Here is a 22,003-nt window from a genome sequence, read left to right on the forward strand (position 1 = left end):
GATTTAAGTATTTTCCTGTAAGAGCGCACAGTCAAATAAGAAACTGATGTTTGGTGGCGTGGCGAAAACAAAAAATCTGGTTCTTGATTAAATCTAGGTTCTAGAGATTATTGAAGCTTGAAGTGTTTTTGGAAGCACTACTTCGTCAAGGTTTCAAAAATTTCTCTGGTTTTTAATTCAGCGTAACGCGCTGTAGTGTCTATTTAATGCGTACAATACTAGATCTAGTATTTAACCAAGCATTACAAGATTTCGACTCATGGAAGATAAGTTGATGTTAATGATTCCAGGTCCAACACCTGTGCCTGAACAGGCACTGTTGGCTCTGGCAAAAGCTCCGATCGGACACCGTAGCGGCGATTTTAGCAAGATCATGGCAGATGTGACTGCCAAGCTCAAATGGCTACACCAAACAACTAATGATGTATTAATCCTCACCGCTAGCGGAACTGGTGCGATGGAAGCAGGCATCATTAACTTTTTAAGCAAAGGCGATCGCGTCCTTGTTGGTGATAATGGCAAGTTTGGCGAACGCTGGGTCGAAGTCTGTCAAGCCTATGGCGTAAATGCTGAAGTTATCAAAGCTGAGTGGGGTAAGCCGCTAAATCCTGAAGATTTCCGTGTCAAGCTAGAGGCTGATACCAATAAAGAAATCAAAGCCGTAATCATTACCCATAGTGAAACCTCGACAGGTGTACTTAATGATCTTGCTACCATCAATCGCCATGTCAAAGCCCATGAAAAGGCTTTAATTATTGTCGATGCGGTAACTAGCTTAGGTGCGATTAATATTCCTATCGACGAACTCGGTTTAGATGTAGTCGGCTCTGGTTCGCAAAAGGGTTATATGATTCCCCCTGGATTAGGATTTGTGGCTGTTAGTCCCAAGGCATGGGAGGCTTATAAAACTGCCAACCTACCTAAGTTCTATCTAGATTTGGGCAAGGCGCGTAAGGATGCTGCGAAAAACTCTACCCCGTTCACGACTTCAGTGAATATGGTCATGGCTTTGCAGGCTTCCTTAGAAATTATGCAAAGGGAAGGTTTGGAAAATATCTTTGCCCGTCATTTGCGCCATCGTGATGCGACTCGTGCAGCAGTCAAGGCTCTAAATCTAGGGCTATTAGCTCCCGATGATGCTGCTAGTCATTCGATTACAGCGGTAGTTCCTCCCGAAGGATTAGAAGCAGAAAAGATTCGCGCCACGATCAAGAAGAAGTTTGATATTGTCATGGCTGGTGGTCAAGATCACCTCAATGGCAAGATCTTCCGCATTGGACATTTAGGCTTTGTCGGCGATCGCGATATTCTCACTGCAATTGCGGCTCTCGAAGCATCGATTTCGGCGCTTGGTTACACTAATTTCACCTCTGGTGCTGGTGTAAAGGCTGCGATCGAAGTTCTGAATCAATAGTCACGATAAATTGCCTTTCTAGAAAGGCTTTTCTAAAGAGGAATAGACAGCAATTAGCGGTTATTCTTCTTTATGGTTTGTTATTAAATCTGTTATTCCTAAAAGAGGATGGTGACGTGATATGCCACCATCCTCTTTTAGGAATATTTACTATTTGGGTAAAATACATAGATAATTCATGTAATTTAAATGTTAATCAACTTATAATATCGTTATTGGCGCTCCTGTGTCGGCAAACATCTATCAATTGTTCTACCGTATTGTTTAGCAGGTTATATGATTTCCAGAGCGTCTTACAGAATACGAGCTTATGCGATCGCCATACTATTAGTACCGATCGCGACCCTATTGACTTATTTCTATAGTCACTTTTTCTTGCAATACCCGCAGGGTTCTCCAATTATTGCTTTCTTTTGCATAGCGGTAGCCCTAAGTACTTGGTATGGTGGTAGATATGCGGGATTGACCACAACTTTCTTATCTACGATAGCAATTGACTTTTATTTCCTCCTTCCTCTTTATACTTGGGAGATATCTACTGCAAATGTATGGCAGTTAGTGGGTTATACGGGTGTAATGATTGCTTTCAATTGGCTAATACTAAAACTCGTTAGCTCCCAAAATCAAATTAAAAAATTTAGTCAACAACAAATCGCACAGAATCAAGAACTACAGCGATTGAATCAGGAACTAGAAACTAAGGTAGAGCAGAGGACATTAGCATTACAGGAAAGTGAATCCAGATATCGCGCGATTGTTGAAGATCAGACCGAACTAATCCTCCGCTATTGCCCTGACGGTAAGATTGTATTTGTCAATGACGTATATTGTCGTTACTTCGGAGTGAAACGGGAGGAAGTTATTAACAAAAGCTTTGCTCCCGTTGTGTTTCCAGATGATTTGGAATACGTTAATCAACAAATACAATCGATCACGGCTGCAAATCCAATTGCGACGATTACCAATCGGGTGGTCGCCAATGGTGAGATTCGATGGACACAGTGGAATAACCATCTATTAGTTGATGAGAATGGAAATGCGTTAGAACTGCAAGCCGTTGGTCGGGATATCACAGCTTGGAAACAAGCAGAAGAGGCTCTCCAAGTTAGCGAAGAACGTTTAAAGCTTGCTTTAGAAAGCACTGGCGATGGGTTGTGGGATTGGGAAATTGCTACTGGTGAAGTGTATGTAAACCAAAACTGGCTAGCAATGTTGGGCTATACAGAGAATGAATTGTCTATTAATGTGAGCATTTGGGACAAGTTAATTCACCCCGATGACAAGCCCTGGGTATTCGATTTGCTCGACGCGCATCTTCAAAATAGTGATAATCCCTATGCCTTCGAGTATCGTGTTCAAACCAAGTCAGGGGAATGGAAATGGATTGCCAACTTTGGCAAGGTTGTAGCTCGTGATAAGGATGGTAAACCATTGCGAATTGTGGGGACTCATAAAGATATTAGCGATCGCAAAAAAGCTGAGGAACAGTTACGGTTAAGCTCTGACAGGCTCAGCCTTGCTAATGCCGAGCTATCCAGAGCCGCTCGACTAAAAGATGAATTCCTTGCGGGTATGAGCCATGAACTCCGCACACCCCTAAACGCTATTCTAGGAATGTCAGAAGTCTTAATCGAAGAGCTTCATGGCAGGCTTAATAATCGACAGCAACAATCTGTCAACCTGATTGATAGTAGCGGCAAGCATCTATTAAACCTAATCAACGATATTCTTGACCTGTCAAAAATCGAAGCGGGTAAAATGGAACTAGAAATAAGTTCCGTTGAAATTCAGCAGCTATGCAAAGATAGTCTGAGTTTCGTCAAAGAAATGGCATATAAGAAAAATATCGCGATAAGCTGCGATATTGCTCAAAATATTGACCATATCGGACTAGATGAGCGTCGAATTCGGCAGGTGTTGATTAACTTACTAAATAACGCCGTTAAATTTACGCCCGAAGGCGGTAAGGTAAAACTATCTGTAAACTGTCCTGAACCTGAAAAAATAGAATTTGCCATCTCTGATAATGGGATTGGCATCGCCGCCGATCAAATGGATAAACTATTTCATCCCTTTGTGCAGATTGATAGTAAACTCTCTCGTCGTTATTCTGGCACGGGATTAGGACTATCCCTAGTAAGACGAATTGTGGAACTACATGGTGGCAGCGTTATCCTAGAAAGTGAACTCGATCAAGGCAGTTGCTTTACTGTAACTCTTCCTTGTCAAACTAATTTCTCGTCTCAGTTTAATGCGATCGCATCATCGGGAGATGATCATCCATCATCGATCCAACAGGCACTCATTATCGAAGACAATGAAATTGCCGCCAATCAACTTTCCCGCTATTTGGAAGAAATAGGCGCTAAGACATTAGTACATCCTTGGGGGCATGGAGTGATTAATGTCGTACTCGCAATGAAACCCGACTTGATTATTCTTGATATTTTACTGCCAGATTTACCAGGGTGGGAGGTATTGATTGAGCTAAAACGCAATCCACTTACCAAAAATATTCCAGTAGTGATTGTTTCTATCATTGACGAGCGACCTAAAGGCTTTGCGCTCGGAGCCGCCAATTATCTAGTTAAACCAATTAACCGTATACAACTACAACAATCCATAAATAGCATTATAGAAATTCCCGAAAAAGCCCCAGCAACTGCACTGGTGATTCCTACCCATCAAAATATCAAAGCTCCATTGATCGTACTTGCTGAAGATAACGAGGCTAACATTACAACCATGCTCAGCTATTTAGAGGCTTACGGACTAAGAATGGCGATCGGTCGTAATGGATTAGAAGCAGTGCACTTAATCAAGCAATGCCAACCAGACTTAGTACTAATGGATATTCAAATGCCTGAAATGGATGGGTTAGAAGCCATTCGCCAAATTCGCGCCGACAGTAGTTTTGCAAATCTTCCCATTATTGCTTTGACAGCCTTGGCAATGCCCGATGATCGAGAGCGTTGCCTCAACGCAGGAGCTAATGAATATCTAACTAAACCTGTGAGATTAAAACAAGTCAGACAACTGATTCAACAATATCTACCGCATTGGCAGTTACCGTAAGTTATTAGCTGGCTTACTTAGGACATAAAACCCAAAACACAAGTAGCGGCGCGAAGCGCCGCTACTTGTGTTTTGGGTAAATTATGGACTAATTGAAGTATATGTATTTGGACATCGATATCCTTCATCCTGTTTTTGAACTTGAGATGGAGGATTTCGGGTGGCAAGATTGCTTTCACACATCAATAGTTTCGTGACCTTCTGATTTTGGTTATCGCTAGCGATCGCATAGACAATGCCCGTATAAGCTTTAAGTCCCTCCTTAACAGGAATCGCAGTATTTTGGACTAGTAATCCTGAAGCTGTATCCAATACCGTAGCTTGGTAATTATAGAATTCCGAGTTAAGTTTTAATCCTGATGATAATAGATTGATATCCGTTGAGAATTGTCCCTTCTCTTGAAATATTTGCTGCTGCGATCGCATGATGGCGCGAATATAGGACTTACTCTCAGCTTCGTGAATCAATGCTGATGAAGCAGCTAAATCTGGCGATCGCAGGATTTTGATATTACGGTCAATGGTTGTGTTTTCCGAAACTTTAGTCAACAGTTGGGGTTGAGCATCTAAAGTGGTGGGACGAGGCTGATCGGGAACAGCATTGGCAATTTTTAGCTGTCCATCGTTACCAATTTCATAGATCGTTTGCGTAGTGAGATCCCCAAAAGTCAGATCAAGTTCTGGTGGATACTTATTAGGATTGGCTTTATATTTACCAGCGATCGCCGTTTTACCCTCTGGCAAATCATTACTCAAAATATAGATATCGCCATCAATACCATTTTTTGTATCAAAAATTGCTGTTCCTGCCTTAGCTCCATCTTGATTTTTAAATTCCCAAGTTCCTGCTAGCTTTTGACTGTTTGCATCTTTAGGACGATCGCCTGTATTGCAACCAACTAATAAGCCAATTGTGAGATAGGGGATTGCGATCGCTTGGCAGACTCTCACAAAAACAGGTTTGATATTTGATCGGGAATTTGGCTGTCGCATATAAGCCCTAATAAATATATTTAATAATCACAATCAAAATCGAAGCGATCGCAGAAAAGGAGAGAATCAATTCAAACTTTTGAAAATGCTTACCCTTAATCGGCTTCAGGTAACTGGATGGAAATAGTGACTCATCTTCCTCATCAAACACCTTAGTCTCGTATAGACCTAAAGCTTTTTCGACGCGAACCGAAATACCCATAGTTTTGATATATCCTCTCCGAATATCGATCAAGATCAGCAAGTTACCAATCCAAAACATCAAGATAATACAAACAAAGAGAAGTGTTTCAGGAAGAGAGAACTTAGCCACCCGTTGGACAATCCAACCAATAAATACTGTAAACAGAGTGATGGCAGTACTCACAATGCTAAAAACCCGCGATCGCATTTCCCTTAAGCTTTCTTGAGTTGTACCACGTACTGCTAACAAAATTTGCCTTTTATCATCACTCATAGCCAATTTCTAAGTAAAGGTCATAATCCGTCAGAATGGATAGCACTTTGCACCGATCATCCTAACCTCACTCCTGCGTAAACAACCGTAGTTCCGAAGTAGGAGAATTGAGAAATAAATCGGCTCTTTTCAGGACTGATGGCGAGATCGTAATTTGTTTCAGCATCACTAGTCCTTCCGCCACAAATGATTGGCAGAGTGCGGCATTGTTCCCTTTATTAAAACTAGTCTCGTAGTAAACTTCGCGAATACCTGCCGATACTACCAACTTTAGACAGGAAATGCAGGGTTCTAAAGTTACATAAATACTTGCGCCATCGGTGGAAATACCATGTTTTGCAGCTTGGGCGATCGCATTAGCTTCAGCATGAACCGCCCTTGAGGGGAATTCCTTACTCGCATCACAAGTACTGACATTGGGATAGCAATAGCCTTGGGTGGTGCAATGCACAGAACCTGATGGGGAGCCGTTGTAGCCTGTAGCCAATACTTGCTTGTCCTTAACAATTACTGCGCCCACAGGAAAGGCTAAGCATGTAGATCGCATGGCAGCAAGTTTAGTGAGCAGCATAAAATATTCATCCCATGTGGGGCGTTGTTGATATGCAACTTGATCGATCAATTCAGGCATGGGTAAATATAATGATTCCGACTTCGCGAATCTATCATGCGTTGAATAAATTCCTGTGTCAATTGCTTGTCATAAACTAAACCCAGATTATTGGTTCTCCCGCTACGCGGGAGAACCAATAATCTGGGTTTTAAATCTTTGGTATTTGATTAGAAAGAAGTTCCCATGCGGCGTAACCAATGGAAGTGGGAGAGGCAACCCGCCCAGAAGGAACGGTGATAGTTATATCTCACCCCAAATTCTTGGCAGGTTTGCTCAACTATTTTGGAGATCTCAGGGTAATTGATATGGCAAATATTGGGGAAGAGATGATGCTCGACTTGAAAATTTAAACCACCGAGCAACCAAGTTAGAAAGGGATTGTTCCGTGAAAAATTTACTGTAGTTTCGATTTGGTGAATTGCCCAATCTTTCTCAATTAAACAGGTCTCTGCATCAGGAATAGGGAAATCTGCTTCTTCGACCACATGGGCTAATTGGAAGACAACACTTAGGACAAGACCTAGGGTAAATGCGACGAGACTATAGCTAGCTAAAACCAGCCAAAACGAATGAAATAGTGAGGGAATCACGAAAGCAATCGTCAGAAATACTAACTTGCCCGCAAAGAAGGTGACTAAATTGCTATTTTTGGGGCGAGGATAGTTGCGATCGCTAATTTTGCCAGTAATCAAGTTATTAAAATCATCGAAAAAATGCCACTTGATTGCCAGAAAACCATATAACAGCCATAGGTAATAATGCTGCCAACGGTGAAATGGAAGTTTTTGATGGGATGGAGAAAGCCTTCCAAACATTCCCACTTCTAAATCCATGTCATAGCCTGCAATATTGGTATAGGTATGATGTAAAACATCATGTTTCCAATGCCAAATATAAGAGCTACCACCGATGAGATCGAGGCTCATCGACATGAGTTTATTTACCCATAGGGAATTGGAATAGGCGTGATGAGCGCCATCATGCTGAATGCTAAACCCAATACCTGCGGTGATCACACCCATCAAGATACATAGCGGAACAACCTGCCACCATGTCTGGGCTAAAAAAATTAAGGCTGCATAGGTTCCAAAAAAGCCAATTAACAGGGTCGCGGTCTTGGCATACATTTGGGGACAATCACGCTCTTTGAGATTACTGTTTTGAAAAAGTTCGTCAACCCGTCGTCTTAGTTCTACCTGAAATCCACTATTCTTGGCAAATTTCAATTTTTTCGCTGATTCTTTTTCGAGAACCGTAGACTGCGAGGATTCATCTCGATCTTGCATCTTTTACCATGTCTAACTAAATGTCGTACTTATAATTCTTTCACTTATACGGTAGTGCCAAAGATGGCAGCATTTTAGTGAATACGGACGGTATACCACCCATATTTCCTAAGCCACTACCCACATTCAAACTCAAATTCGTAATGCTTGTAGCAAAAAGTCAGTTTTTATTTGGCGCAAAGACCTGTAGTAGCGATCGCAATATGTTTCTGATGTTACATGATTCATTGGGAAATTCCTGAATCGATTTGTAAAATGCTACCAATGGAAGCAGATTTTTGACATTAAGTTCTGCTTTTTTCTATTTTTTATGTCATAAATTGCAATTTTTGCGTATACTCTGATGATAAGCGTACGTTATTCATGTATCGATCTCAAGTGTTGTGCTTTGGACTGCACTTTACAAAAATCTAGAGCTTAGGAGTTACATTGCTTTCTGGCACACCTCCTAAGCCTTAAAAAATCCTGCCATCTTTGGTAGTCCTAGATTTACATGATAGTGGTAGGCGGCGCGAAGCGTAGTCCACCCTTACCAGTTTAGTACTACCCCAAAAATCATAAATAAAGCGATAAATCTGGAGAAAATAATATGCCAAGAGGAGGAAAACGCGCAGGTGCAGGTCGCCCTCAAGGGACTGGAAAATACGGTGAAGCTACTAAAGCTGTACGACTACCCATCAGAATAGCTGACGAAATTTTAGCGGCTTTGGCTGGGGGAAGCCAAGAAATCGAATTAGGAACTATGGTTCAATCCATCTTCAAGCCCGAAAGAAAGACTAAGGTGAGCTTGCCTCTATATCTCAACCCAGTTGCAGCAGGGCTTCCTACTCTAACCGAAGACTATGTGGATGATAATATTGATCTCAATCGTCATCTGGTGAAGCATCCTGAAACCACATATCTGGTGCGTGTGGTTGGAGAATCAATGATTGATGCAGGGATTCATCCCAATGATATGTTGATTGTCGATCGCTCGATTGAAGTTACCAATGGTCAAGTTGTGATCGCCGTGGTGAATGGAGAATTAACGGTAAAAAGAATTCGTAAGGATAGAGATAAACTATGGCTTATGCCTGAGAATGAAGCTTTTAAACCTATTGAGATTGATGAACATACCGATCTCCATATTTGGGGCGTAGTTACCAATGTAATTCATGCACTTTAGAATTACAGCGCTTTGCGCTGACTTGAAATCCAGAGAAATATTTGAAAGCGCGACTAAGTCGCACTTTCAAATATTTCTCTAGACTCCTTTAAGCCGTTGCTGGAAACTCCAAGCTATACTTCAATTTATGAATTTAAAATAATGATTTCCCATCATTTTTGCGTCATCCCTATAAAATTAAGGGACATGCAGGGAAATAAGGAACCGATTTTTTGTGGTGCGGCTTCGCCGCGCCACAAAAAACTTGGTTCCTTATTAAATTGCAGAATCCTAATCACATTTAGTGAATGAATTATGCGCTATCGTCGTTTTGGCAAAACTGAGATGCTTTTGTCCGTATTCTCCTTAGGAGCAATGCGCTATTTAGAATCTGCGGCGAATGCAGAAAAAACGATTTGGCACGCCTTAGAAGTTGGCATTAACCATATTGAGACAGCGCAGGGCTATGGCAAGAGTGAGGAATTCATTGGTCAGGCAATGCGAAATGGGCTTAGCAAGCAACGCGATCGCTTTTATCTGACGACCAAAATTGGTCCTACCAAAGATGCAGACTCTATGCGTCGGCAAATCGAACAGTCCCTCAAAAAGATGAATGTGGACTATATCGATAACTTCGATATTCATGGGATTAATCTATACGAACATCTCGATCTGGTGAAAGATCCCAATGGATGTATGAAAGCGGTTAGGGAAGCGATCGAGCAAAAGATGATTGGACATGTAGGCTTTTCTACCCACGGTTCACTTGAAGTAATTTTAGACACGATTCGTACTGACTTATTTGAGTCCGTTAACTTACATTATTACTACTTCAATCAGCGTAATGCCCCTGCGGTACAACTCGCCCATGAAAAGGATATGGGGGTATTTATCATTTCGCCATCGGATAAAGGCGGGATGCTCTATAACCCTTCCGAAGAACTATCAGGTGTTTGCTATCCATATACAGCCTTATACATGTGCGATCGCTTTTTGCTGTGTGATCCGCGTGTACATACCCTCAGCCTTGGTGCAGCCAACCCTAGCGAAGTAGATTCCCATCAGGACGCATGGGATAACGATGCCCCGATGTCTGAATTAGAAGCCGCAGTTCTCGATTGCATGAATCGCCGCTACACACTCTTAGAAAACGATCGCTGTTCACAATGTTATCAATGCCTACCCTGTCCCGAAGGCATTAATATTCCTGAAGTCCTCAGACTCAGAAATTTAGCGATCGGCTTTGATATGGTGGAGTTTGGGAAATATCGCTATAAAATGTTTGAGAATGCAGGACATTGGTTTCCGGGGAATAAAGCCATTCGCTGTACTGACTGTGGCGACTGCTTACCAAGATGTCCTGAAAATCTTGAAATCCCTAGACTTTTGCGGGATACCCACGATCGCTTACATGGTGAGGAAGGTCGGCGACTATGGGAATAGGTTTGTGGAAGCTCACCCCTTCGGGGTGAGCTTCCACAAACCATTTAGGACTACCGTTTTTTGGTAGGATGAGGAACGCAAAACACTGCTGCTGCTCCTGCTGCTTTGTGATCAATAAAACCTGAAATAAATCTATGGCTTCCAGTTATTCCTTTGACATCGTTAGCGATTTTGATCATCAAGAACTTGTCAATGCGATCGATCAAACTCGCCGTGAAATTGTTAGTCGCTATGACTTAAAAAGTACAAATACAGAAGTTGAACTTGAAAAAGAACTCATAACCATCAAAACTAATAGTGAAATGACACTTACCTCGGTTGTTGATGTGTTGCAATCTAAAGCAATCAAGCGTAACCTATCTCTAAAAATCTTTGACTATGGCGAAATCGAATCCGCTAGCGGTAATCGTGTCACCCAAAAGATTAAACTCAAGCGGGGTATTGAGCAAGATCAAGCTAAAAAACTTTCTAAAACCATCCGCGATAATTTCCCTAAAGCTCAAGCCTCTATTCAAGGTGATGCTTTGCGAGTTACTTCCAAATCAAAAGATGAACTTCAAGAAATTATCCAACTCGTAAAAGGCGAAGACTTCCCCCTCGCTCTCCAATTCACAAACTACCGTTAACAAAAAAGCGGCGCGAAGCGCCGCTTTTTTGTTATGAAGCTTTAGACATTTGTTCGAGAATTCTCTGGACAATTTCAAAGCCTGTCAGGGTTTGCCATACAAAAATGCCAACTAATACAGTATTAACTGCAATATGAGTACTCCTCGCCCATTCCTTGCCCTGTTGCAGTATAGGTGCTAACGCCGCCGATAATGCAGCTAAGAATGTGAGTCCTAAACCAGCAATCAAATGCGCTCCTACAAACAGCTTGCCATTGTTGTTGTAAGTTACAGCCATACCACCGATCGCACCTGCCACCATTAACAATAAAAACACCGAACCCAGATTGTGATGGAGGAGGTTATATTTCTTGGAGATCAGCGCTTTTTTCTCTTCGCCCTCAGTGCTACGAATTCTGCGGTATTGCCACCCAACGTAACCTGCATACAATGCCAAAATGAGGGTCAGGGTCATGAGAATGGGGTGAGCAAAGGTCACCACCGTTTGAAGTGGTTCGGGAATTGCAATAATCATAAACTCGGCGGGGTATCTATTGGAGTGAGCAGTGTAAAGACTTTGTCGTAAATCTTATCTAATCGTTAATAATTTTAATACATGCTTGAATCATAAAGCTGTGCTTTGCTGGGCAAACCTAAAAATCAGTGCATTCTATGGGTGTACTAAGTAGCTGAGCATAATTAAAAACCAGAGCCAAAAACTGTGGCGCACGCGCAGCGTGCGCCACAGTTTTTGGGGTTTTATATTTAATTGCGTCCAGCTACTTAATCCATTGTGGGGCGATCGCTTCCCAATCTCGAAAAGTTGCAGCTTGTCCCCAGAGTTTCCCCTCTTGATCGACCACATTCCAGATAATTGCTTGATTAATATAAAAGCGATCGCCATTACTCGCAATCCGAATACCGCGATAGTTGTTGATATAGCCCTGAGATTTTACCTGTACTAGGATTTTTTCCCTTTCGTCACGTTTTAGAGGTTCAGCCGTATAGCGTGATGGTGTAGATATGAAAGTTTGCCAATCCATTTTCCAGAGATCGAGAGCCTTTTGATTTCCATAGTTCAGAATTGGATCGGCTTGAGTACCGTGAGAAACCACCACAAAATCGGCATTAAACAGTAAATTGGCGACTTCTAAGGATGACTGATCGTTGGAGATTAGGATTAATGGGGTTCCAGTCCAATGCTGAAAGCTATAGCAGAGAAGCTGAATATGTTGCACTAGTTCAGGTTGGAACCAAGGCTGAGATTTATCTAAATTCACAATTTGTCTAAAAGCAATCTGCATCAAGCTTACGACAAATTACACTTACAGCAAATTACAACTTGTAATACAACTCATAAATAGCTAGGCATAATTAAAAAATAGAACCAAAGCCAAGAATCACCCATCATTCCCAAAATTTGCAATAAAGTGTGTAAATAGATTGCTATTTCCTAATCTAAAAACTATGAATGCTGAGTATTTGCGGTGGCGATCGCAATTTGTGCGAAAGAGATTACAGATTGTCACTGCGATCGCGGCAGTTTGCATTTTGAGCTTTATGGCATTTGCCTTAACGGGGAATAAAGGGGATATTCCTCTCAAAACTGACATTAGCCTTACTTTAGATTTGAGTATTGAGACTGTGTTAATCGCAGTTTTCTTCCTATTGCGATCGCGCTTTGCCAATACCTATGTCTATCCGATCTTCTTCATTGTCCCGACCCTGATTATATTGACGATGCAGATTAATGCGTCATCAGCAGGAATTATTGCGCCCTTTTTCATACCTTGGGTATTGGTATTTGTTGCCCAAGCCACTCTTGTACCTGTGTGCTGGCATTTACATTTAGCTATACAGCTATTTACCTTTGTTAACTACTTTTTGATTAGTAACTACTTTGGCTATAGCGTGAGCGATATTTTTGGACTGAGCAATCGCCTCACTTTAGGGAAATTGATACTACCCATTTCTCTAATCTTCATGTTTATTGGCTGGATTTGTATCATGGGAGATATATCAGTTTATTTGTACGAACGTCTACAACAGAGTGAATTCTTCGCCAAGAAGGAATTAGAAGAACAGAAAGAACGCTCGGAACGCTTACTGCTCAATGTTCTACCGCAGTCGATCGCCGATCGTTTAAAATTAGAATCTGATCTGATTGCTGACAACTTCCAAGAAGTAAGCGTTTTATTTGCCGATATCGTCGGGTTTACAGTACTTTCGAGCCAAATACCTCCTGAAGAAGTCGTTGGTTTTCTCAATCAAATCTTTTCCCGCTTTGATCGTCTCGCCGAAAAGTATGGATTAGAAAAAATCAAAACCATTGGCGATGCCTACATGGCAGTGGCAGGATTACCTTTTGCTCAGGATAATCATGCTCAAGCAGCAATCGAAATGGCGATCGCCATGCAAAAGGAATTAAATCTTTTCAATCAAGAATGTCACCAAAATCTCAAAATTCGCATTGGTATCAGTTCGGGACCAGTTGTAGCTGGTGTAATTGGCATCAAAAAATTTACTTACGACCTTTGGGGTGATACCGTCAATACCGCAAGCCGTATGGAATCTCACGGGATTGCAGGCTGCATTCAAGTTTCAGAAAGTACCTATCAATATTTACGCGATCGCTATCATTTTGAAGTCCGCGATCGAGTTGTTATCAAAGGAAAAGGGGAAATGACTACCTACGTTTTAAAATGATGGCAAATGACAAAAATCACCAAGCGATTCGTCTCATTTTTCGCTTTCAATGAGATAAGTAGCTAGGCGCAATTAAATATAAAACCCCAAAAGCTGTGGCGCACGCGCAGCGTGCGCCACAGCTTTTGGTTCTATTTTTTAATTATGCCTAGCTACTTATTACATTTGGTTTGCCAATGAGTCCGAAAATATGGCAAATTAGAGGATCAGATCAGAATTGTAAACTACCATAGCGATAAACGAAGTTAAACTTAATGACATTAAAAGTTGGAATTTTAGGATTTGGTGGATTAGGTCAGGCGGCAGCAAAGTTGCTCAGCGCTAAGCAGGAAATGCAACTAGTCGTAGCAGCAGACAAAGAAGGCTTTGCCTATGACCCACAGGGGCTAGATGCTAACAAGGCGATCGCCACTTACCAAAACCAAGGCTCACTGGGCTATCTCGAAGGATTAGGTACTCTTACCCAAGACAGTATTGATAAAGCGATCGCTACGGCAAAAGATGTTGATGGTTATTTCCTCGCATTGCCCAACCTACCCAATACCTTCATGGCAAGCGTTGCCAAGCAATTCATCGCTTCAGGTTGGAAAGGTGTGCTAGTCGATGCCATCAAGCGTACCAGTGCCGTTGAACAAATGATTGCCCTTGCCCCAGAACTGGAAGCCGCAGGGATTACTTATATGTCTGGTTGTGGTGCAACCCCCGGTTTATTGACTGCTGCTGCTGCGATCGCGGCTCAAAGTTTTGCAGAAGTCCACAAGGTTGAAATCACCTTCGGAGTCGGTATTGCCAACTGGAACGCCTACCGCGCCACCATCCGCGAAGATATTGCCCATATGTCTGGCTATACCGTTGATATTGCCCAAGCCATGACTGACGAGGAAGTAGAAGCACTGCTCGAAAAGACCAATGGCTTAATCTCGCTGGAAAATATGGAACATGCCGATGACATCATGCTAGAGCGTGTCGGTATTTGCGATCGCGATCGCGTCACCGTGGGCGGCGTAGTTGACACCCGCAATCCTAAGAAGCCCCTCAGTACAAACATGAAACTGACAGGTCGTACCTTTGAGGGCAAAATCTCCACTCACACCTTCACCCTCGGCGATGAAACCAGCATGGCAGCAAATGTATGCGGCCCTGCCTTTGGCTATCTCAAGGCTGGAAAACAATTTCACCAACGTGGTATTTACGGTCTGATGACTGCTGCTGAAGTGATGCCTGCCTTCGTTCGTTAAAACAAAAGAGAAGCCATGCAAAGCATGGCTTCTCTTTTACGATGGATTTTGAATTATGCCCATAAATAGAATTGTGCCAGTTTGCCGATCGCTAATTGCGAAGAAAAATGGGCGATCAACAATCATTTGAAATGGAGGTTCTTCACTAGGTCTGGCTGAAGTTACGCGCATCTCAACGGAAGTAACTGCTGCCGCTTCGGTACCTTCTTCATTGACATCAACAAAGGTTTTATGCTTGACATCACTGATGTAAGCCTTCGTAGTTGCGAGATTGCGAAAATCAGCTTTGTTGGGATTAAAAGCGATCGCCATACCTAAATTCTGCAAAGTTTCTTTGAGACTAGTCTCATATTCCACTTTAAAGCGGGGTAATTGAATAGATCCAGTTTTGCGGATGAATTTGGTTGACCATTCTTGCCAATTCTTAGCGTTGAGTTGCTGCTGGAATTCTCCTAAATTAGATTTTGGTTTGGGTAGGAAAATCTCCATACTGAAACGTCCAGAGCCATAGGGAAGACTAATTGCTTGAAAGGTTGGTGCATCGTAGTAGCGATATTCTCCCGATCTCGACATGGCAGGATGTTGGATTTTTGTACCATCGATGAGCGTAAAGGGTTGCGGTTTGGTAAGGGCTTGATCAAAGGGAGCTTCCCATTTACCTTTAAAGTACACAGCATTAATTAAAAATAGTAAACTATCAGAATTAATGCGATCGACAATTTTCTCGATTTTGGCTTTGGTTTGCTGCTTCACCCAAGCATTAATCGTATTCACAGAATTAGAATCGCTGAAGTCAAGATTAGTAATTTCTGCTTGATAGAACTCCTTCACTTTATTTAAGAAATTTTGTTCTAAAGCAATATCCTTCCGCGCCCAGAGTGAATTGGCAATATTTAACTCAACGTTTTTATCACCATTCGCTAACAGTTGCTGAATGTTTCGATTAAAGACATTCACATCATTGATTTCAATGCCTTGTAAATCTAAGGCTTTAGCGATCGCCTGTTGAGTTTCGCCACTCGCACCGTTATAGGTCATCGATAGGGCGATCGCTACACTCGATGGTGATATGAAAATATTTTTATTAGGATTTTGTTTAGCAATCTGCTCAAATAGATTAAATCCAAAGCTAGTACTTGCCTTAACTAATCGTTCATCCAGTTTTACCTTGAGATTATTGGTGCGATTGTTAGTAAGATTACGGCTGATTGGTTTGGGAGCTATAGCGGTATTTGTAGGGGATGGACTTACTGTGCTAATTAGTGAAATTTGAGGATTAGGAGTATCTGCGATTGTACATCCCATCAAAACTATAGCTAATAGACTAATTATCGTAGCGCGATTGTAAGCTTGCATAATGCTAATTTCTAAACCTCTAGATTGCTACATTTTTAGCTTAGGACATGATTTGCGATCGCCTATCGCCGTTACATTTTCTGTAACTTAAAAAATTCGTGCTGCAATTCCAAAGAAAAGCTTTATCCTAGAGAGTCTGCCAATAGCATCACCTGCGTGCATGTATCTCAAATCTCTCCACATCAAGCAGTTTCGCAATTATATCGATCAAGAAGTTATCTTCACTGCGCCTAAAACAGTCATAGTCGGTAACAATGCCCAAGGGAAATCGAACTTGCTCGAAGCCGTTTTGCTATTAGCAACCTTGCGATCGCACCGTGTGAGTAAAGATCGAGACTTAGTACGCAATGGGGAAGCGATTGCCGAAATTATGGCACTCTGTCAGCGATCGCGATCGCCCGAAAGCTATCCTGTGGAATTGGGAATGCGAATGCGATCTAGTGGTAAGCGCACCTTAACTGTAAATGGAGTAAATCAGGCAAGGCATTTGGACTTTTTAGGTAATCTCAATGCCGTTATGTTTTCTAGTCTAGATCTTGACTTAGTGCGCGGAAGTCCTGAAAGTCGGCGCAATTGGCTGGATACTGTGCTAATTCAATTAGAACCAATCTATATCAATCTCTTACAGCAATATAATCAAGTTTTACGACAACGGAATGCTTTGTTGAAGTCCATTAAGCAGGGACAAACTAACTATGAGCCGCAACAAATGGCACTATGGGATGCTCAGTTAGTAACTGCGGGGACAAGACTGATTAGAAGGCGATCGCGTTTACTAGAAAGATTAACGCCGATCGCTAGACATTGGCATCAAGCCATTAGCGGTGGTAGTGAATATTTAGAAATCACCTATGTTCCCAAGTTTTCCTTCGCCCCAACGGATACAGTTGAAAATATTCATCAAGCTTTTTTTGAGGCACTTTTACAAAAAGCAATTGTTGAACAACATCAAGGTGCTAGCTTAGTTGGTCCCCATCGTGATGAAGTTGTATTGACGATTAATAATACTCCTGCCCGTGAATATGGGTCTCAGGGGCAACAACGCACTTTAGTACTTGCTTTAAAACTGGCGGAGTTAGAGTTGCTCGAATCAGTAATTGGAGAGCCACCACTATTATTATTAGATGACGTACTAGCTGAACTTGATCTACAAAGACAAGATCATCTATTAAATGCAATTGGCGATCGCGTCCAAACAATAATTACCACAACTCATTTAGGATCGTTTGATGCTCAATGGCTAAACTCCGCCCGAATTTTTCAAGTAGAAAGCGGTAAAATTTCATCTTAAAAAATAAAAAACAAGCTCGGATTGTAAGCTTGTTTTTTATCGTTATTCTTCGTCATCAGCACCTACTTGACGTAGGTGAATATGTTTACGACCAAGACGAATTTCTAACTCATCACCAGCTTTTAAACCCATCAGTTGTGTATAAGCTGAGCCAATTAATAGGTTGCCATTTTTCTGTACACTTACGCGGTAACTAGCACTACGTCCACCTTTGCCACTACCTTTAGCTTCAAGCTCAACTCCATCTGCTTCCATCAAAGCATTATAAAATTTCATCAAGTTAACACGAGCTTGATTATTTTTAGTGATGGTTGCGTATCCGCAGGCTTTAGCTTTTTCTTCTTTTGACAGATGCTCTAGTTCTTTGACTTTTTGTAGTAATGCTTCGCCAGAGAGTTGGACAGGTTGCTTAACTTTTGCCATTGGTTTCTAACAGTTTTGTATCTAATAATTGTATTTCAGTATCTAAGATAAATGTACTATTCGTCAAATTTTTTAGATAAACTTGCAACCTATTTATTTTTACTTTATCCGCAACTATCATCTATTTCTGATTACCTATAGTGATCGCTGATAAAGTATTATTCCTAATCAACCTATTTTTATCGATTTAAGCTTTTGGATGATAACTTAGTTATAGGATATTTATTAAAATAGAAATATTTTTAACAATTTTATCCCACTAATTGGACGGTTGAGCCTTCATCATTTTTAGAGACCTCAATGAGTGTATTAAACGCTTCCTTCATTTGGGGCATATGAGTGATTACAAGAATACATTCAAAATCGGGCGCGATCGCATTAATGGCACTGACAAGGCGATCGCATCCTAATTGGTCTTGACTACCAAATCCTTCATCAATAATTAGGGTTTGGAGCGTACTGCCTTTGCGCTGGGCTAGTATACGGGAAAGGGCGAGGCGCACCGCAAAATTAATCCGAAAGGATTCTCCTCCCGAATAGGTTTCGTAGGGTCTTGTACCTCTCGTATCAGCTATTTCAATATCCAGAGTTTCGATGATGCGATCGCTTTTTTTGCCAGATTTTTGGGTAATAAAACGGACATTTAATTGGCGATCGCTGAGTTGCGCGAGAATTTGATTTGCTTCTACTTCAATTTGGGGTAAAACATTTTCGAGCATCAGTGCTTGAATGCCATTTTTACCAAAGGCTTGATGTAATTCGGTATGAATGCGTTGACGATGACGGGCTAGTTCGATTTGAGCGAGGGTTTCCTGTTCCCGTTGACGACTTTGCTCTAGTTGTTGTTGGGCTTGCTGAAGGCTACCGATTTGGGCAAGGAGTATATCCATTTGTGATCGCCAGTTTTGCAGATTTTGGCGCAAAGCATTTATTTCCTGAGCATGATCGCCTTGCAAAGCTTGAACTTGAGACTGTAATTGTGTAATTTGCGCCGTGATAGTTTGCAATTCCTGCTGATAGGTGTTTTGGGTTTGTTGCAAATGGTTCACCTGTTGCTGGATTTCGGGATATTCCTGTTCGGCGCGGGTGAGTTCTTGATAGCGCAGAAGTGATGGCGTAAGTTCTTGTTTTTGAGCGCGAAGTTGTTGATGGTGGTCAGGCTCGTAGGCTAGCTGTGTGAGGGCGCGATCGCATTGTTCGAGTTCATGCTGGACTTCTAGATCGATCAAATTTTTCGTTAAGCGTTCCTGTAGTTGATTAATTTTGGTTTGCAGATCAGGGATTTTCTGTGAGAGATTATCCGCTTGTCGTTGGGCATTTTTTAATTCCGATTGTTTAACCTCTGCCCAGCGCCATCGTTCCACATCACCACGGGCGAGGGCATGATTTTTTTCATCATAGGCGAATTTATGAATATTTTTATCAATGAGTTCCATTTCCTCCCACGCTTCACGCATATAGTTTTGATTTTGCAAACAGTCATTTAATGCCGCAATTTCTAGATCAATCTGCCCTAGCCTCTGCTTTGCCTCGGCGATCGCCTTGAGCCTTTCCTGCAAAGTTCCCTTACGCTGAATCAAATCATTAAGCGGTGCAAGCTCCTTTTTTAAAACACGATATTCTTCTCGCAACACTTCAATTTCACAATTAGAGGCTGCCTGTTGTTCTTTCACCACCCAAATATCTGCTTGCAGGTCGCGAGATTCCTGTTTGTGTTTTTTCTGCACTAATTGCCAGTGGTCTGCATCGAGGGGGCGATCGCACAATGGACAAGGCGCATTTGGTACAGTTAGCTGACGCATTTTCGATTCTAATTTATGAAAAGCCGCTTCACTATCTGCCAATCTTGTTTTTAATCTTTCCAAAAAATCCCGCCGTTCTAACCCTTTTTCATGGACACGCTGTTGATAAACTTGTTTTTTTTGTAATGCTTCAATCTGGCGATCTAGCTCTTGAGCATTGATCAGCAATTGATCGTGGTTCTTCACTTGCAAATACAACTGTTCCCTTTTGGCAATTAGTTCTTCGAGTTTTGCCGAAAGTTTAGTTTGCTCTCGTTCCAATTGATGCTTCAACACCTGATGACGATGAATTAGGGGGGTAGATTGAGCATGGAGGCGATCAAATTCCTGTAAGACTGCCCTTGCCTTGTGTAATTCGGCGATCGCGCCTTCAATTTCGGAGCCTCGATTGAGAATAACCGTTAACTCAGTTTCCTGCTGAACCAATGCCTCTAACTGCGCTTGATAATGGCGTAATTGCCCCTTGAGTTCACTTTGCAAGCTCGCAAGTTTATGACTAAATTCTCCTCGCCGATCGCTAAGTTGTTGATATTTTTGCAACTTGCGTTCTAGTTCAGATTCTTGCATAGATAGCAATTGATAGCGTTCGTAATCTTGCAAAATTTGCGATCGCTGAGCGAGGCTAGCCTCTAACTGCTGCAATTGCTTTTGGAGGTTCGTTAGCTGTCGTGAACCTTGAGCAAGATTTCCTGTAATTGAATTATGTTGTTGCTGTTGCCAAGTCAACTGCTGCGATACATGTTGATATTGCTTTTGCAAATCTTCCACAACTTGCAATCGGGCGCGATCGCGACTTTCCCACACTTGCAAATCTGTTAATTGCGATCGCAAAGTTTCTAACTGCGGCGCAATCTCCGCTCCTGATTGAATCTGCTCCCGTAAATGTAACAATAAATTCTCTAAAACCGCCGATTCTGCCTTGCTAGTCCTTGCAATATCCTTCGCCCGTTCCGCCAACTCGTCATACTGCGACAAAGCCAACATATCCGCAAGAATCTGTTTGCGATCGCTCGGACGCTTCAGCATAAATTCGTCAGCACGACCTTGACGTAAATACGCCGAATTAACAAAGGTTTCATAATCCATCTTTAGGTGCGAAATGATAGTCTGCTGGGTTGATCGCACCTTGCGCTCAGTGAGGGATTTAAATTTTCCTTCACTCTGCACCTGAAATTCTAGAGAGGTTGAACTATTGCGCGATCGCGTTCTGATCACCCGATAGACTTCGCCACCTGCGATAAACGTGAAATCTACTTGAGTTTCTTTAGAACCAACATGAATGACATCATCTTCACTCGCTGCCCGACTTATTCCCCACAATGCCCAAGAAATTGCTTCTAATAATGAGGATTTCCCCGCTCCATTTGCACCACAAATACAAGCAACATGCAGCCCACTAAAATCTAAGGCTAATTGTTGATAGCTCAAGAAATTTTTTAATCTTAATTTCTGAGGGATCATTTGGGTATGTCAGAATCTATATTATGCAGTTATACTATTTATTATTTAATTATCATAATAATGTATTGTCTAACAAAAGTTCATCCTCTAAGACTCAGCAGTAGCAATTCATAAATTGTCCCTGCTAAATTTTAGAGATTGTGATCGCTACACAGGATAAATACCTAGAAGCTGAGAGCATTATGGAAATATGGGAAGAAATTAGTCACCAAAGAGTCAAGTACATTGTCGATAGCTATCAGTTAGATGGCGATGATAATGAAGATTTTTATGACTATTTAGAAGATCTCTTGCAAGCCTATGCACCACCACAAATTGAGTTAGCACTTGTAGAAGTCCTGATTGAAGGTTGGCGAAATTTTCCCCTTATACGTGGTGTTCAATTTCTAGAGCGATCGCATGAGCTTTTAAAATCTTGGGAAAATAAAACAATTAACCCAAAGGTTTCTGCTACTCATTTTCGTCTGATTACGGGGCTCGATCCCACCCCTATCTTTGGTATGAGTATCCCTCAGACAACTAGAAGTATATTCCCTTCTATCAGTAAGTGATTTTCGATTTATTTCTTTCAATCAGCAGCATAAAATCGTCATCACTAGACTATAGCGATTTTCGTTCTTTCTATAGCAAAACAAAAAATTAAAACCTTTGCTAGGACTGATTTTCGATTTTCAAATCGTTTTGCAAACAAGTATG

At 41.7% G+C, this 22,003-nt stretch carries 18 protein-coding genes; 9 read left to right on the forward strand and 9 right to left on the reverse strand.

The window, feature by feature from the left end; all coding sequences use genetic code 11:
* Positions 1-259 precede the first annotated feature (259 nt).
* The gene (locus tag NMG48_RS17365; RefSeq protein WP_271252707.1) at positions 260-1,414 is read left to right on the forward strand and encodes a pyridoxal-phosphate-dependent aminotransferase family protein; all 1,155 of its coding nucleotides are present in this window, start codon (positions 260-262) and stop codon (positions 1,412-1,414) included.
* A 276-nt stretch (positions 1,415-1,690) separates the two neighbouring features.
* Positions 1,691-4,489 carry a response regulator gene (locus tag NMG48_RS17370; RefSeq protein ID WP_271252708.1) on the forward strand — a complete coding sequence of 933 codons (2,799 nt, stop codon included), beginning with the start codon at positions 1,691-1,693 and terminating at the stop codon, positions 4,487-4,489.
* A gap of 81 nt (positions 4,490-4,570) precedes the next feature.
* Here NMG48_RS17370 and NMG48_RS17375 read toward each other — a convergent pair whose 3' ends face one another.
* From NMG48_RS17375 to NMG48_RS17390, 4 genes are all read right to left on the reverse strand, one after another.
* Positions 4,571-5,482, reverse strand: coding sequence for a type IV pilin-like G/H family protein (locus NMG48_RS17375; RefSeq protein WP_271252709.1), 912 nt, complete (start codon positions 5,480-5,482; stop codon positions 4,571-4,573).
* A 7-nt stretch (positions 5,483-5,489) separates the two neighbouring features.
* On the reverse strand, positions 5,490-5,939 hold the full coding sequence (locus NMG48_RS17380) for a hypothetical protein (protein WP_126386965.1): 450 nt from the start codon (positions 5,937-5,939) through the stop codon (positions 5,490-5,492).
* A 67-nt stretch (positions 5,940-6,006) separates the two neighbouring features.
* Complete coding sequence (locus tag NMG48_RS17385) at positions 6,007-6,570, reverse strand: deoxycytidylate deaminase (protein ID WP_271252710.1); 564 nt, start codon at positions 6,568-6,570, stop codon at positions 6,007-6,009.
* Between the two features lie 149 nt (positions 6,571-6,719).
* On the reverse strand, positions 6,720-7,838 hold the full coding sequence (locus NMG48_RS17390; protein ID WP_271252711.1) for a fatty acid desaturase family protein: 1,119 nt from the start codon (positions 7,836-7,838) through the stop codon (positions 6,720-6,722).
* A gap of 589 nt (positions 7,839-8,427) precedes the next feature.
* Between NMG48_RS17390 and NMG48_RS17395 the strand changes: the two genes are divergently transcribed.
* The 3 genes from NMG48_RS17395 to NMG48_RS17405 all read left to right on the forward strand — a co-directional run bounded on the left by NMG48_RS17395 (position 8,428) and on the right by NMG48_RS17405 (position 11,051).
* On the forward strand, positions 8,428-9,003 hold the full coding sequence (locus NMG48_RS17395) for a LexA family protein (RefSeq protein WP_271252712.1): 576 nt from the start codon (positions 8,428-8,430) through the stop codon (positions 9,001-9,003).
* A 294-nt stretch (positions 9,004-9,297) separates the two neighbouring features.
* Positions 9,298-10,425: an aldo/keto reductase gene (locus tag NMG48_RS17400; RefSeq protein WP_271252713.1), complete on the forward strand. Its 1,128-nt coding sequence runs from the start codon at positions 9,298-9,300 to the stop codon at positions 10,423-10,425.
* A 134-nt stretch (positions 10,426-10,559) separates the two neighbouring features.
* Positions 10,560-11,051 carry a YajQ family cyclic di-GMP-binding protein gene (locus tag NMG48_RS17405; protein WP_169361705.1) on the forward strand — a complete coding sequence of 164 codons (492 nt, stop codon included), beginning with the start codon at positions 10,560-10,562 and terminating at the stop codon, positions 11,049-11,051.
* Positions 11,052-11,082: 31 nt separating this feature from the next.
* Here the strand turns inward: NMG48_RS17405 and NMG48_RS17410 are convergent, their stop codons facing one another.
* Together NMG48_RS17410 and NMG48_RS17415 are read right to left on the reverse strand one after the other, a co-directional pair.
* Positions 11,083-11,565 (reverse strand): DUF4079 domain-containing protein, encoded by a 483-nt coding sequence (locus tag NMG48_RS17410; RefSeq protein ID WP_271252714.1) that lies wholly within the window; start codon positions 11,563-11,565, stop codon positions 11,083-11,085.
* Between the two features lie 244 nt (positions 11,566-11,809).
* Positions 11,810-12,334, reverse strand: coding sequence for an MEKHLA domain-containing protein (locus NMG48_RS17415; RefSeq protein WP_271252715.1), 525 nt, complete (start codon positions 12,332-12,334; stop codon positions 11,810-11,812).
* A gap of 163 nt (positions 12,335-12,497) precedes the next feature.
* On the opposite strand from NMG48_RS17415, the gene NMG48_RS17420 reads away from it, so the two are divergent.
* Together NMG48_RS17420 and bioU are read left to right on the forward strand one after the other, a co-directional pair.
* Positions 12,498-13,736, forward strand: coding sequence for an adenylate/guanylate cyclase domain-containing protein (locus NMG48_RS17420; protein ID WP_271252716.1), 1,239 nt, complete (start codon positions 12,498-12,500; stop codon positions 13,734-13,736).
* Positions 13,737-13,990: 254 nt separating this feature from the next.
* Positions 13,991-14,974, forward strand: coding sequence for a (S)-8-amino-7-oxononanoate synthase BioU (gene bioU, locus NMG48_RS17425; protein ID WP_271252717.1), 984 nt, complete (start codon positions 13,991-13,993; stop codon positions 14,972-14,974).
* A 36-nt stretch (positions 14,975-15,010) separates the two neighbouring features.
* Here the strand turns inward: bioU and NMG48_RS17430 are convergent, their stop codons facing one another.
* Positions 15,011-16,330: a serpin family protein gene (locus NMG48_RS17430; RefSeq protein WP_271252718.1), complete on the reverse strand. Its 1,320-nt coding sequence runs from the start codon at positions 16,328-16,330 to the stop codon at positions 15,011-15,013.
* A 160-nt stretch (positions 16,331-16,490) separates the two neighbouring features.
* Here NMG48_RS17430 and recF point away from each other — a divergent pair, with 160 nt between their 5' ends.
* The gene (recF, locus tag NMG48_RS17435; protein ID WP_271252719.1) at positions 16,491-17,621 is read left to right on the forward strand and encodes a DNA replication/repair protein RecF; all 1,131 of its coding nucleotides are present in this window, start codon (positions 16,491-16,493) and stop codon (positions 17,619-17,621) included.
* Positions 17,622-17,663: 42 nt separating this feature from the next.
* Here recF and NMG48_RS17440 read toward each other — a convergent pair whose 3' ends face one another.
* Both NMG48_RS17440 and NMG48_RS17445 read right to left on the reverse strand, forming a co-directional pair.
* Positions 17,664-18,044, reverse strand: a complete 381-nt coding sequence (locus NMG48_RS17440) for an AbrB family transcriptional regulator (RefSeq protein WP_126386977.1) — start codon at positions 18,042-18,044, stop codon at positions 17,664-17,666.
* A 251-nt stretch (positions 18,045-18,295) separates the two neighbouring features.
* Positions 18,296-21,307, reverse strand: coding sequence for an AAA family ATPase (locus NMG48_RS17445; RefSeq protein WP_271252720.1), 3,012 nt, complete (start codon positions 21,305-21,307; stop codon positions 18,296-18,298).
* 140 nt (positions 21,308-21,447) lie between these two features.
* On the opposite strand from NMG48_RS17445, the gene NMG48_RS17450 reads away from it, so the two are divergent.
* Complete coding sequence (locus tag NMG48_RS17450) at positions 21,448-21,858, forward strand: hypothetical protein (protein WP_271252721.1); 411 nt, start codon at positions 21,448-21,450, stop codon at positions 21,856-21,858.
* The last annotated feature ends 145 nt before the right edge of the window (positions 21,859-22,003 follow it).

Source organism: Pseudanabaena sp. Chao 1811 (assembly GCF_027942295.1).
Taxonomy (GTDB): domain Bacteria; phylum Cyanobacteriota; class Cyanobacteriia; order Pseudanabaenales; family Pseudanabaenaceae; genus Pseudanabaena.